At 39.1% G+C, this 12,538-nt stretch carries 13 protein-coding genes and 4 pseudogenes; 4 read left to right on the top strand and 13 right to left on the bottom strand.

The genetic code is table 11. The features are described from left to right. Nucleotide 1: 1 nt before the first annotated feature. From ACQKFG_RS21455 to ACQKFG_RS21485, 7 genes are all read right to left on the bottom strand, one after another. Complete coding sequence (locus tag ACQKFG_RS21455) at nt 2-1,027, bottom strand: LLM class flavin-dependent oxidoreductase (protein WP_427562606.1); 1,026 nt, start codon at nt 1,025-1,027, stop codon at nt 2-4. A gap of 161 nt (nt 1,028-1,188) precedes the next feature. Continuing rightward, on the bottom strand, nt 1,189-1,329 hold the full coding sequence (locus ACQKFG_RS21460; RefSeq protein ID WP_427562609.1) for a hypothetical protein: 141 nt from the start codon (nt 1,327-1,329) through the stop codon (nt 1,189-1,191). 717 nt (nt 1,330-2,046) lie between these two features. After that, nucleotides 2,047-2,349 (bottom strand): hypothetical protein, encoded by a 303-nt coding sequence (locus ACQKFG_RS21465; protein WP_427562612.1) that lies wholly within the window; start codon nt 2,347-2,349, stop codon nt 2,047-2,049. Further along, a complete protein-coding gene (locus ACQKFG_RS21470) occupies nt 2,301-2,525 on the bottom strand; it encodes an LLM class flavin-dependent oxidoreductase (RefSeq protein WP_427562614.1) in 225 nt (74 codons plus the stop codon). The genes ACQKFG_RS21465 and ACQKFG_RS21470 overlap by 49 nt, the downstream gene beginning before the upstream one ends. Before the next feature lie 143 nt (nt 2,526-2,668). Continuing rightward, nucleotides 2,669-3,616, bottom strand: a complete 948-nt coding sequence (locus ACQKFG_RS21475) for an LLM class oxidoreductase (RefSeq protein WP_427562617.1) — start codon at nt 3,614-3,616, stop codon at nt 2,669-2,671. 332 nt (nt 3,617-3,948) lie between these two features. Beyond that, complete coding sequence (locus ACQKFG_RS21480; protein ID WP_427562620.1) at nt 3,949-4,257, bottom strand: ArsR/SmtB family transcription factor; 309 nt, start codon at nt 4,255-4,257, stop codon at nt 3,949-3,951. Between the two features lie 729 nt (nt 4,258-4,986). Then, nucleotides 4,987-5,352, bottom strand: a complete 366-nt coding sequence (locus tag ACQKFG_RS21485) for a winged helix-turn-helix transcriptional regulator (RefSeq protein ID WP_057219136.1) — start codon at nt 5,350-5,352, stop codon at nt 4,987-4,989. A 214-nt stretch (nt 5,353-5,566) separates the two neighbouring features. Between ACQKFG_RS21485 and hxlA the strand changes: the two genes are divergently transcribed. Next, the gene (gene hxlA / locus ACQKFG_RS21490) at nt 5,567-6,199 is read left to right on the top strand and encodes a 3-hexulose-6-phosphate synthase (protein ID WP_427562623.1); all 633 of its coding nucleotides are present in this window, start codon (nt 5,567-5,569) and stop codon (nt 6,197-6,199) included. Nucleotides 6,200-6,234: 35 nt separating this feature from the next. Continuing rightward, a pseudogene (locus ACQKFG_RS21495) lies at nt 6,235-6,402 on the top strand (6-phospho-3-hexuloisomerase); the annotation flags it as partial. A gap of 255 nt (nt 6,403-6,657) precedes the next feature. Here ACQKFG_RS21495 and ACQKFG_RS21500 read toward each other — a convergent pair. After that, nucleotides 6,658-7,092, bottom strand: a complete 435-nt coding sequence (locus ACQKFG_RS21500; protein WP_427562626.1) for an OsmC family protein — start codon at nt 7,090-7,092, stop codon at nt 6,658-6,660. A 140-nt stretch (nt 7,093-7,232) separates the two neighbouring features. Between ACQKFG_RS21500 and ACQKFG_RS21505 the strand changes: the two are divergent. Both ACQKFG_RS21505 and ACQKFG_RS21510 read left to right on the top strand, forming a co-directional pair. Further along, nucleotides 7,233-7,897: pseudogene (locus ACQKFG_RS21505) on the top strand (recombinase family protein); the annotation flags it as partial. Continuing rightward, nucleotides 7,878-8,017: pseudogene (locus tag ACQKFG_RS21510) on the top strand (DUF4158 domain-containing protein); the annotation flags it as partial. The pseudogenes ACQKFG_RS21505 and ACQKFG_RS21510, both read left to right, overlap by 20 nt. A gap of 127 nt (nt 8,018-8,144) precedes the next feature. Here the strand turns inward: ACQKFG_RS21510 and ACQKFG_RS21515 are convergent. From ACQKFG_RS21515 to ACQKFG_RS21535, 5 genes and pseudogenes are all read right to left on the bottom strand, one after another. Then, entirely contained in the window at nt 8,145-9,035 is an 891-nt protein-coding gene (locus tag ACQKFG_RS21515) for an aldo/keto reductase (protein WP_427562629.1), read from the bottom strand. A gap of 256 nt (nt 9,036-9,291) precedes the next feature. Further along, nucleotides 9,292-10,008, bottom strand: a complete 717-nt coding sequence (locus tag ACQKFG_RS21520; protein ID WP_427562632.1) for an SDR family oxidoreductase — start codon at nt 10,006-10,008, stop codon at nt 9,292-9,294. Between the two features lie 96 nt (nt 10,009-10,104). Next, nucleotides 10,105-10,617, bottom strand: a pseudogene (locus ACQKFG_RS21525) (type 1 glutamine amidotransferase domain-containing protein). A gap of 74 nt (nt 10,618-10,691) precedes the next feature. Further along, entirely contained in the window at nt 10,692-11,858 is a 1,167-nt protein-coding gene (locus ACQKFG_RS21530) for an iron-containing alcohol dehydrogenase (protein WP_283953562.1), read from the bottom strand. A gap of 115 nt (nt 11,859-11,973) precedes the next feature. Continuing rightward, the gene (locus ACQKFG_RS21535) at nt 11,974-12,477 is read right to left on the bottom strand and encodes a hypothetical protein (protein ID WP_427562636.1); all 504 of its coding nucleotides are present in this window, start codon (nt 12,475-12,477) and stop codon (nt 11,974-11,976) included. Nucleotides 12,478-12,538 lie beyond the last annotated feature (61 nt).

Here is a 12,538-nt window from a genome sequence, read left to right on the forward strand (position 1 = left end):
CCTATTTTAGATGAGTAATTTCTGCCAATATTTCATAGGAATGGAGGCGGGCCTTATGATCGTAAACCTGGGCGATTGCCATAATTTCATCGGCTTGACTTTCATCTAGAAACTTTTCCAGTTTTTCTTTTACGATTTGAGGACTGCCGACAATCGAAGTTCCTAATTGATTCTCAAGGGCAGCTATTTCATAGTCGCTTGCTATATCATTAATATTATCCACTGGCGGCTGCAATGGGACTTCCTTCCCGCGCATCAAATTCAGGAACTGCTGCTGCAATGTTGTAGCGAGCCGCTCCGCTTCTTGATCTGTATCGGCGGCAATGATGTTTAGCCCTACCATTGCATGAGGCTTGTCCAATACTTTAGAAGGCTTAAACGAACGGCGGTACAGCTGGATAGCCGGCAGTGTGTTATGAGGCGAGAAATGGCTCGCAAATGCAAACGGCAGTCCAAGCTCTCCTGCCAGCTGGGCACTGTATCCGCTCGAACCTAACAGCCAAATAGGTATGTTTAATCCCTCACCCGGAATTGCTTTAACATGACTATATCCTTGTGCCAGGGAAGGGTCAAAGTAATTCCGGAGCTCAGCCAGCTGCTCAGGGAAATCTTCTCCTGAACTTCTCAAGTCACGTCTTAATGCACGTGCGGTAAGCTGATCAGTGCCTGGTGCACGGCCCAAGCCAAGATCAATACGTCCTGGATATAATGATTCCAGAGTACCAAATTGCTCAGCAATAACAAGAGGTGCATGATTCGGCAGCATAATGCCGCCTGAACCTACCCGGATTTTTGATGTACCTGCTGCAACATGGGAAATGACTACCGATGTTGCAGAGCTGGCGATAAATGGCATATTATGATGCTCAGCGAGCCAATATCGGTTATACCCCAGCTTTTCAGCGAGCCGGGCCAGCTCCAAAGTATTGCGAAAAGAATCAGCCGGCGTCCTTCCATCTGCAATTGGAGAGAGATCCAGGACTGAGAATGGAATATCCGTAATTTGTTTTGTATCATTTTCAGGCATATACTCATCTTCTTTCTTTAAAAATTTAGTTTCAAACCAATAAAAGAATTTACAGGTTGTTTTCTTTGTCCTCTTTTACTGCTTCAATCTAAATCACATTAATTTAACTGATTTAATATCTGCAGAAAATACATCCTTGATTAGACTAGACGCTGTTTAATTTACTGCGCCTGAGCCAAAATTTCATAAGAGCGCAGCCGTGCATTATGATCAAAAATCTCTGTATGAGCCACAATTTCATCAGCGTCAGTCTTTTCTATTAACTCATGGGCGGTTGAAGAACAGCTTTTCACTTCCATCATCGTGGTCCCTGCAGGTGTGAAGCAGTAGCTAAAAACCCTGAACCTAACAGCCAAATTGGCACATTTATTTTTTCGCCGGGAATGGCGTGAAAGCTAAATGATCCATTCTTAGCGGCTGTTCCTGTACCATAAAGATATGCGATTAGCTCCTCAAGCCGGGCATCAAATTCAGGTTCACCAGCAACCCGCTGCCGCAATACATTTGCTGTCTATCGGTCGGTGCCAGGTGCCCGCCCCAATCCAAGGTCGATCCGGCCAGGGAAGAAGGTTTCTAATGTTCCAGAGGCTACTCGTCAAATTACGATCGGGGATGCTGAACTCGCCATTCCTGCCAATTATGATGTTCAGCAAGTCAAAAGCGTTTATATCCCCACTGCTCTGTTTTCTTTGATAGATCAAGCGTGTTTTGAAGGGAAAGTTCGGCTGATCCTCCCACGACAATTGGGGAGGGATCTAGTACTGAAAGTTCTATTTTCTTTGTTATAATTCTTCCCCTTTTTATACAATTAAATTTTTTAAAGCTGGCCTGTACCTTTATGGGTTGGGAAGTAGGGTAAAACAAATTCTCCAAGTTCCTGGATTACTTCCTCTGGAGGGCGCTTGGAAAAATACAGAACAAACGCCAAATGGTTGACACCAATCGCTTGAAATTGATGAAGTGAATCAACTAAACGGTTTCTTCCCACGGAATAGCCTAAGGGTATGGGCACAGGCATTTCATCGGGATTTTCCAATAAATTGATGAAAACCCAGTTTCGCTGCAAGTTTAGCACTGTTTTCCCCTAAACCTAATGAAAATAAGTTCGGGGCGTCTTCTGTCCGTGGTACGGCACTAACTTTTCCATCATTACTTAGGAATGTTATGAGGTCTGTCAATTTATCGGGATAGTCAGCTAGTTGATTCGGCTCGCCATCGGCCAACAACGATCGAATCGTTTCATTTCCTCCAGGTGAACGTCCGACACCTGCCTCTATTCTTCCGGGAAAAAGTGATTGTAATTGAAATAGCTGGGTAGCCACCTTATATGCACTATACTGTGGAAGCAGGATTCCACCACTGAAACCTTCAATTTGGCAGTCTTAGCTGCGACTGCAGCCATCATAATTTCAGGGGAACTTGATCCTAGTCCCCTCGTTGCATGATGTTCAGCAAACCAATAGCGTTCATACCCTAATTCTTCTACATATTGAGCCATTTCAATCGTGCGAGCAGTTGTCTATTCTGCAGTCACACCCCTTTGGTTGCGCCATCTGATCTAAAACACCTAACTTCATTGTCAAATACTGCTTTTTTCTCATCTCTCCAATTTACTATTAAAATTATAATTTCAGATTAGCATTACGTTAATGCCGGAAATAGAGGGACTACTTCTTCCGCTAATTCTTGTATTACCTCTTCCGCAGGGCGACGACTATATTTGTTATTTATAAATACATGGTTAACTCCGACTTCTTGTAATGCGTTTAGAAATTCGATTAAGAATTTATGGCCACTTCTGAACCCTAAGTGAATAGATGTTGGCCCTTCATTCGGATCCTCAGTTAAATCAATATATAGCGATTGGGCAAATGGTTTAAATCCATCTGTTAATGAACGATAATCTCTAATGAGTCTCTCTTGTTGAGCTGGATTACGTGGATAACCAAGTATTCCATCACTATTTTCCGCAATCCATTCCATCGATTGCCCAGAAAAACCCGTTACAAATACTGGGATATCGCCTAAAACTGGTTTTGGCAGAAGATCTGTTCCTCCAGTCAGACTTACCCTACTAGAATTAATCGTAGGGAATGATTTTGCCCAAACTTCCTTCATCACATAAAAAGCTTCTTGATATAATTCAGTCCTTTTTTCTCGGTCAACGCCATAAGCGTTAAATTCAATCGGACGATCTCCCGTTGCAAGACCAAATAAAAGTCTTTCCCCTGAGATTTTGTCCAAGGATGCTGCTGATTTAGCAAGATTTAATGGATGTTGAAATGACGTTATCGCACTTGCTGTTCCTAAGGCAATTTTCTTTGTATGCGCTGCTATATGGCTAAGGAATACCCACGGATCATACATTTGTCCTACATCTCCGAATGACGGATCATTTAATGGAACATCTCGGACAAATAGAGAAGCAAAATTGGCTTTTTCAGCAACAGTTGCTAGTTTTATTTGTTGTTCCAAATCCATTTCTGGCATGTTGCCTTGGTAGGCTTCAAGTGGAAAAAGCAAACCTAAAGTAAGTTTATTTTCTTCAAATGTTCTCGAATATCCATTATGTTTTTCAAATTTGTTCATGTTAATTTTCTCCCTTTTCATCTCTTAGAATTTCAGTATATTATTAAACAAGGGATTGTATTGGATCAATAGGAAACAAAAGCGAATACTTCATCCTCATTCTTATGGACACCATTTCTAAATTCGTCTAAATCTCTTCCTTACTATAATTAATAAATCAGCTACTAAAATAAAGCTGAAATCATAGAAGCGTATATAATAAATTAACATATCTCGAATTGACGATTTATTTTAATAAAAAATATATATGACCTAACATATTTACATATTTTGAAATCTCGATATATAGTAATTAATTAAAGTGAATTGCTTCAAGCAATTCACTTTAATCCTCAAATCTCTTTCGCAATGTAATTGCTTATTTCCTTAATAACTTCTTCATTACGCTTATAGTATGTCCACTTCCCCTTACGCGTTGCTTCGAGTAGCCCAGCCCGATGTAACATAGTAAGATATTGAGAAACCGTTGATTGTGTTACATTTAACTTATGATGCAGCTGTGATACGCATACACCCTCTTTCTCAAAGCTAACCCCTTCAGAAATAGGGAGGGTAAAATAGTTTTCAGGCTCTTTTAACCACTTCAAAATCTGCAAACGTTTTTCATTAGACAATGCTTTAAAGACTTCTATTATATCCATATGTTTATAATATCATTAATTTCCGATATGTCAATTTGAGTTTTCCCCTATAAGGATCGAAGTTAATACCTACTACCCAGCATTTTAGTTATCTAAATATAGTCAGAATACTATTTACGGACCCAATCAATCTGAACATAATTAGAGCCTCCTTATACAGCAGCGTTTGTCATTGTCATCCGGATTATGCCAAAGCAGTCGTAGCAGTGAAAAATGCGGCAGATCAATAATCACTTTTTTGTTCAAATTTATTGATCTTCCACAATCGAGGCATATCTACAGTATGGAAAAAAGCCCAATTTCTCAATTTAATGCTGAGAAATTGGGCTTTTTAATATTGGTATTTCTGTAAATTCGCGTTTTGCTGGTGGTACCCCTGTAAGTACGCACTTTATAATTAAATAGTATCAATAAAATTACATATTGTAATAAAGTATACTAATTACTGGATCTTTGTATAATATTCCTAGAAATGAAAAGGTTTTCCCCTCTGAGTAGACACTCCTTCATTAAGCTAACCGAACACCACCATGGATAGAGAATTGCACCAATGCCGGGTGCATGTGAAAAAGCCAAGGTCAGCGACTATACAAAAATCGCTGACCTTGGCTTTTAATAACTGATTATTAAATGTTGTGCTTTTCTCTACCTTAATTTGATACGTGACCCTATCAAGGTAAAGAAAAAGGAGAAAACATCTTTGAATAAGAAAGAGAGGGGATAGTTTTTCTACTTTATATCCTCTTTTCTTTTTACTTGGCCCCCAACGACATTCTCCATATAATTTTTACCCCAATTATACATCGAATCAAGAATCGGCATCAGGCTTTCTCCTTGTTCTGTCAGAGAGTATTCCACTTTGGGAGGTACAATTGGATAGACTTCGCGATGAACAATAAGATCTTCTTCCAGCTCTCGAAGCTGGTTAACGAGCATTCTTTGAGTGATGCCCGGCATAAGAGCCTTCAGTTCACCAAAACGCTTGGTCCCCTGCTTGCCTAGGTGCCATAAAACAAGCATCTTCCATTTCCCCCCAATAACAGAAAGGGTCAATTCCTTCTCACAATTGAATGTTTTATTCTGTAGCCTTGTCATTTAAATCACCTCCAAATATAAATTCTAAATCACATAGTATACTTTTTAACACTATGTAAAATTAAAGTGCGTACTTACAAAAATATTATACTTAGTATACGATACATTGTACAGTCGATATGAATTTCTTGCTGCGCAATGATTGATTGCCAGAGGACATACTCACTGTGCAACAAACTAAAACATACAACATACTATTAGGAGTGAAGGATAAATGGAATTACAATTGGCACTGGATTTAGTAAACATTCAAGAAGGTATTGAATTGGTTAAACAAGTGGAGGAATATGTTGATATCGTAGAAATCGGTACACCTGTGGTTATTAATGAAGGGCTTAGGGCTGTTAAAGAAATGAAAGAAGCTTTCCCTTCTTTAAAAGTATTAGCTGACCTAAAAATTATGGATGCAGCCGGTTATGAAGTGATGAAGGCATCTGAAGCTGGCGCTGATATCATCACAATTCTTGGTGCAGCTGAAGATATGTCCATCAAAGGGGCTGTTGAAGAAGCTAGAAAACAAGGCAAAAAAATCCTTGTTGATATGATCGCTGTGAAAGATCTTGAAACTCGTGCTAAAGAAGTGGATGCATTTGGCGTCGACTACATCTGTGTGCACACTGGCTACGATCTTCAAGCTGTTGGAAAAAATTCTTTTGAGGACCTTCAAACCATTAAACGTGTTGTAATAAATGCAAAAACTGCTGTAGCAGGCGGCATAAAATTAGATACACTTCCGGAAGTCATTAAAGCACAACCTGACCTTGTCATTGTTGGTGGAGGTATCACTGGACAAGCTGATATTAAAGGGTCAGCTGCCCAAATACAAAAATTAGTAAAACAAGGCTAATATCCATCATGCAGACTTCTCAATAATTAGCTGAAATCATAAAAGAGCTAAATCGTTCAGTAGACTTAATAGCTGACGAAGAAGCTGAAAAAGTGGTTAATGGTATTCTTGAATCAAAGAAAGTTTTTGTAGCGGATGCAGGAAGATCCGGGCTTATAGGTAAATCCTTTGCCATGCGAATGATGCACATGGGGATAGTAGCTGGGTTTATGCCTAAAAAATTTTTAAAGTCTTCAGGTAATTGCACAACACTAGCTCCTTTTTATTTTTTATAAAGGGGTACCACCAGCAAAACGCAAATTTACAACGTTAAGGAAATACCAATAAAAAGCCCAATTTCTCAGCATTAAATTGAGAAATTGGGCTTTTTTCCATACTGTAGATAATGCCTCGATTGTGGAAGATCAATAAATTTGAACAAAAAAGTGATTATTTCTAAATCTTTCTGGTGAATCATATCATTTCACAGAAACTTTACCTTGAACTTCAATTTTTACATCTGCTTTTTTCAATATATTTCCGACATCGCACCCTTTATCTGCTGCTTCTATCGCTCTTTGTGCAGATTGAATTTGTTCTTCTGTCGCGCCAGCAGATAAAACGATGTAAGGATAATGGATAATTTTAAACTCATTATCAGATATACTTGCCTCAGAGTTCACTGTAAGTTCCGCCACAGGAAGTTTTCTGCTTTCAAGCACAAATGTTAGTGTTGCTGCATAACAAGTTGTTACAGAAGCAACGAGAACCTCTTTTGGATTTGCTCCGTTACCACTACCTCCTAATGATGTTGGAATAGCGATTTTTGTATCCAGATACTCCGCTTTAAGGGTTCCATTCCCTGTTACCCCACCATCCCAAATTGCATTCACATTTATTTTCATATCAGCCATAATTAACACTCCTTCAATATATTAAATGCATATATATCTTGCCTATTCACGTAAGTTTTTACTCGATGGGTATCAAACACTTCGTTAAAAGACAAGATGAACATTTTGGAGGGAATGACTATTTTTTGGAATTTAGGTAAGTTCGTGATTCAGCTAAGGATCAAAATCCAGAACGACAGCATAAGAAATTTCGTGAACTTAGAATTGAAGAACGTTATATCTTCATTGATAAACAAAGTGGAAAAGCTTTCAATCGTCCGCAGTATCAGGCGATGCTCCTAATCATTCGCGAAGGGGATTTGATATACCTTGATGCACTAGATCGATTAGGTTGGGATTATGATGGTATTATTCGAGAGTGGAAGTATATTACACGAAAGTTAAACGCAGATATTGTGGTATTAGAGAATGAGACGTTTTTTGATAGCCGGAAATTCCGGGGAATGGGTGATCTTGGGAAGTTAATGGAGGACCAATTTTTAAGTCTACTTTCTTATGTCGCTGAGCAAGAACGTAAAAAAAATAGACAACGGCAGGCTGAAGGAATTGAACTAGCAAAGAATAAGGGAGTGAATTCGGGCGACGTAAGTACGAGATCAATGCTGATTTCATTCAGGTTTAGGATGAGTGGAAATCTGGATTTATTACTTCGACAGAATTAATGAAGCGTCTTGATTTAAAGCCAAATACCTTTTATCGACGTGTAAAGAGTATGAAAATCAAAGAAAGGGGCAAATACCTTGCGAGGAAAAGAACTTCTTACAACAGACCAACGATTAGAATGGATGGTACCTCCCAATGGTGAAAGAGAACTTGCTACTTACTACACCTTCTCGCAACATGATTTGGAAATCATTCATTATCATCGCGGGACTACAACCGATTAGGCTTTGCCGTCCAATTAGCACTACTCCGTTATGCGGGAATAATTCGAAAAGGATATTAAATTTCCCCGATAAAAAAACTGTATGGAATAAATTCTACACAGTTTTTTTGAAATTCCTATTAGATTGTCAGCAACTCCAACAATATTCCCTCTTTAAAGTGAATTTTCAAATAATATCCAATGGCATTTTCCTAGTAGGTTTAGGAAATACTTGATCAATTCTACTGAGATCTTCTTCAGTAAACTCAATTGTTGCTGCTTCAGCATTTGCTAAAACATGTTCATCTTGAACCGCTTTTGGAATAGAGATGACGTTATTCGAACGGATGGTCCAAGCAAGAGCGATTTGTAATGGTGGGACATTGTATTTGTCAGCAATATCATGAATAGCTGGATCGTTTAAAAGCTGTCTTATTAAAGAGCCTCCTTGAGCAAGGGGACTGTAGGCCATGATTGGCATGTTATGTTCACGCTGCCATGGTAAGAGATCGAAGTCGATTCCTCTTGAACCTAAATGGTATAGCACTTGGTTCGTTACACAATTTTTCCCATTTTTGGTATTCCATAGCTCTTCCATATCAACCGTGTCAAAATTAGAGACGCCCCATCTTAAAATTTTCCCTTCTTCACGTAGTTTTTCCATTCCTTCAATTGTTTCCTCTAAAGGAACACGTCCTCTCCAGTGGAGAAGATATAAGTCCAAGTGGTCTGTTCCGAGTCGTTTTAAGCTGTTTTCACATGCTTTTGAAATCATATCTAAACCTGCATGATGGGGATACACTTTTGAGACTAAAAAGACTTCATTTCTGCGTCCTTTAATGGCTTCGCCAACTAAGCGTTCAGAATCGCCATTTCCGTACATTTCAGCAGTGTCAATAAGTGTCATGCCCAATTCTACGCCGAGCTGCAAGGCTTTTATTTCTTTGTCTCTCACTTGAGGATTTTCCCCCATGTACCATGTTCCTTGTCCTAAACTAGGTAAAGAAGTGCCGTCAGGTAGGGATACCGCGTGTTTGGTTAATGCATTTTTAATTTCCGCTCTTTTCTTTTCATCCATTAGGCTCGACCCTTTCTTTTATGTATTTGGGTATCATAGAAGTAGAATGTTAACATCTCTTCGTATAAACTACGCATATATTTAGAATTTCCGTAACCAACAAAGCCATTCTTTATTGCATGATATGGCCATTTCTGCTTCCGTCTGTGCAAAAAAACAAAGAAAGTGAGGATGGTCTGTAAGTGTCTGACACTTTGAGTCAACCTCACCACTTCTATTCTAAATCAATTTATCAATCTACTTTGATATCAATGGATTAGATCAGATGAGCTCCTCCATCGATAAGAACCGATGTGCCAGTTGTAAACCCATTTTTCGCTAGGTAAACATAGGTTTCAGCTATATCTTTAGGTTGAGCAACACGTCCAACAGGTAATTGCTTAGCGATCCCATGGTACATAATTTGTCTTTCATCTTCTGGCATTCCGCCGTAAAGAGGAGTGTCAACGATACCAGGTGATACCACGTTTACTCTGATAGGTGCCAGGTCTACTGAAAGTCCTCGTACTAATCCATCGATTGCTGAATTAATGGAAGCTAGAGTCGTTGCACCTTGAGGAGGACGCACACCATATACACCAGAAGTTAATGTAATAGAACTTTCATTATTCAAGTATGGAAGAGCAGCGCGAACCGAAATATACTGCCCCCAGAACTTACTATCAAAAGCCTCTCTTACGGTTGCAACAGGCAGTTCGCTAAAGTGACCCATAGCGCCTTCACCTGCAGTAACCACCAGGTGATCAAATTTCCCAACCTTCTTGAAAAAGTCTGCAACCTTTTCCTCGCTGCGAAAGTCGATTTCATAGCCCTCTACGTTACCACCAAGCTTCACTTTTACGTCAGATAATTTTGAAGCAGAACGGCTAGCAATAATGACTTGAGCGGATTCATCGATAAACGCCTTAGCAGCGGCTAAACCAATACCAGATGTACCTCCTAAAACAACCACTCTTTTTCCTTTTAATGACAACGCAATTCCTCCTTTATTCATACGTTTGTTTAACCAACTTGTTGATTCTGATTAAAGAATCCGCAAGTTAGAAATATTTACGTTTTTACATCAGCATTATTTAGCTAAAAGTTTTAGTGATTCACGATTGAATGCTGGAATATCTTTTGGTTCTCGACTTGTTACAATATTTTTGCTGATGACAACTTCTTCGTCTTTAAAATTTGCACCAGCATTTTTCAAATCGTTGCGAATGGATTTATAGCCAGTGATGTCGACACCTTTTAAAAGGTCTGTATCGATTAACACTTGTGGTCCATGACAAATGGCAAAAACAGGTTTTCCATCTTGGATAAATGCTTTTGCAAATTCCCCAAAACGATCGTCTTCACGCAATAAATCGGGAGAGAATCCACCAGGGATAAGCAACGCATCAAAGTCTGCAGGATGAACTTCATCAATGGATTTATCAATTTATACGGTTGTGCCTTTTTTACCAGTTACTTCGTTACCTGATTGTTTGTCAATCGTGATAACTTCATGACCAGCTTCTTTAAAGGCTTGTACTGGTTCAGTGTACTCCACATCTTCAAATAGGTTTGTTATAAGTGTAGCGATTTTTTTGCTCATGTTCATTAACCTCCTTAAAATCATAGAACAGAAGTAAAAATATTCATTTCCGTACCATGTTCTGATTATCTTCATTAGAAGTTGATTTTATCTCCGTTGTAAGCCGCAATATAGATTTTTTTCATATCCTCCACCGATACTTCTCGTGGATTGGATGGAGTACAAGGATCCTCAACAGCTCCTGCTGCCATCTGGTTCAGGTGTTTTTCAAATTCTGCTTCTCCCACACCAAATTCCTTTAGTGTTAATGGCAGATTCAAAGATTTGTTTAAACGACGGATGAGGTCTGTTAACGAGTCAATCAATTCGTCATCCGTATTTCCGGTTAAACCAAGCATCCTTGCAATATCCGCATATCTTGAGCTTTCCACCTTTCTATTATAATCAATCACATATGGCAAGTAGAGTGCATTTGCTGTACCGTGCGGAATTTCAAAAATGGCTCCGCTCTTATGGGCTAAGCTGTGGACAATTCCTAAAAATCCATTGGAAAAGGCCATGCCGGCTATGGCCTGGGCATAATGCATTTCTGCCCTTGCCTGTTTGTCACCTACTGCGGATTTTTCAATATTTTCTACCACTTGCCTAATTGACTGCATGGCCAGCGGATCAGTAAAAGAGTTGTGCAGGGTGGATACATATGCCTCAATGCCATGTGTCAATGCATCCATCCCCGTATAGGCTACAATCGAAGCAGGCATGGAATACGTCAGTTCAGGATCAACGATTGCAATGTCAGGCGTAATTTCATATCCAAAAACCGGATACTTCACTCCCTTATCATAGTCCGTAATAACGGAGAATGGAGATACATCACTGCCTGTTCCGCTAGTAGTTGAAATGGCAATAAAGCGAGCTTTTTCACGCAATGTTGGCAGTACATTTGGAGCCTTGATTTGGTCAAATGGCAGTTCGGGGTTTTCATAAAAAATCCACATCAGCTTAGCCGCATCAAGCGGAGATCCGCCGCCGGCAGCAATGATCCAATCCGGCTGGAATTCTTCCATCTTCTTGCCGCCGTTTTGAGCGGTTGTAATAGATGGATCGTTTTCAACACCTTCGATTAGTTGCGTCTCAATGCCTGCCTCTCGTAAATAAGTTTGAATTTTATCGAGATAACCGGATTTTTTTATCGATTGACCGCCAATAACAACCGTCGCTTTTTTCCCTTCAAGGGTTTTTAAAACTTCTAAGGATCCTTCTCCAAAATAAACATCTCTCGGAATAGTAAATCGATTCATATGTGTAAATTCTCCTTTTCTGTGGTGAAATTAGCAATTAGCAACTTTAAGGTTCCCTTATCCATTTTTTAAAAATTGAGTATGTCATTAGTGTTTCCCATCATCTTAAATGTTACTAATGAACAAATTCAAGTTCTCCCTCAACAATGGTCCTTACTATATCTTCTGCTTCGATTTCGAGTAATTTCTCCAAGAACCTTATGGTTCCTAATACTGCTTGAATATCCCCCTCTGTTTGAACGTCTTCCATTTTCTTTTGAACAATCAGTTCATTTATAACTTGTTTGAAAGCCCGGGTCTTTATAAGCCATTCTCCAACAAGTTTCTTTGTTGCGTCTTTCTCGCCTGTATTTTTCACTGCAAATAAACTTTCTGTTTTTGTTTCTACGAGCGTTACGGAACCAAAATCGGAATCCATACGGATGCGAAAATAATTCTTTCTACTGTCATAATATCTTTCTTCTTTTAAAAGAAAATACTCTATCCCCACTGTGATTTCAAAAAAGGGTTCTGTCTCTGTAGGATAATGTAGTTCTCTTACATCAACACTTTTTACAACGTCTAAATACGTCTCCAAACCATATTGGGTACTAATGATTTTTGCATCCATTACGTTCATGATTTCACTCCCTTTTTCACCTTGCGGATTGTTTTAATATATAATAATCTTTTTTACTAAA

Source organism: Peribacillus sp. NPDC076916, from assembly GCF_050269675.1.
Taxonomy (GTDB): Bacteria; Bacillota; Bacilli; order Bacillales; family DSM-1321; genus Peribacillus; species Peribacillus aracenensis.

Bases quoted from the DNA above. Each gene is read 5' to 3' on its own strand.
- ACQKFG_RS21530 (WP_283953562.1), bottom strand. From the start codon at position 11,858: ATGAATCGATTTACTATTCCGAGAGATGTTTATTTTGGAGAAGGATCC.
- hxlA (WP_427562623.1), top strand. From the start codon at position 5,567: ATGGAATTACAATTGGCACTGGATTTAGTAAACATTCAAGAAGGTATT.
- ACQKFG_RS21485 (WP_057219136.1), bottom strand. From the start codon at position 5,352: ATGACAAGGCTACAGAATAAAACATTCAATTGTGAGAAGGAATTGACC.
- ACQKFG_RS21475 (WP_427562617.1), bottom strand. From the start codon at position 3,616: ATGAACAAATTTGAAAAACATAATGGATATTCGAGAACATTTGAAGAA.
- ACQKFG_RS21500 (WP_427562626.1), bottom strand. From the start codon at position 7,092: ATGGCTGATATGAAAATAAATGTGAATGCAATTTGGGATGGTGGGGTA.
- ACQKFG_RS21455 (WP_427562606.1), bottom strand. From the start codon at position 1,027: ATGCCTGAAAATGATACAAAACAAATTACGGATATTCCATTCTCAGTC.
- ACQKFG_RS21460 (WP_427562609.1), bottom strand. From the start codon at position 1,329: ATGATGGAAGTGAAAAGCTGTTCTTCAACCGCCCATGAGTTAATAGAA.
- ACQKFG_RS21480 (WP_427562620.1), bottom strand. From the start codon at position 4,257: ATGGATATAATAGAAGTCTTTAAAGCATTGTCTAATGAAAAACGTTTG.
- ACQKFG_RS21515 (WP_427562629.1), bottom strand. From the start codon at position 9,035: ATGGATGAAAAGAAAAGAGCGGAAATTAAAAATGCATTAACCAAACAC.
- ACQKFG_RS21535 (WP_427562636.1), bottom strand. From the start codon at position 12,477: ATGAACGTAATGGATGCAAAAATCATTAGTACCCAATATGGTTTGGAG.
- ACQKFG_RS21470 (WP_427562614.1), bottom strand. From the start codon at position 2,525: ATGGCTCAATATGTAGAAGAATTAGGGTATGAACGCTATTGGTTTGCT.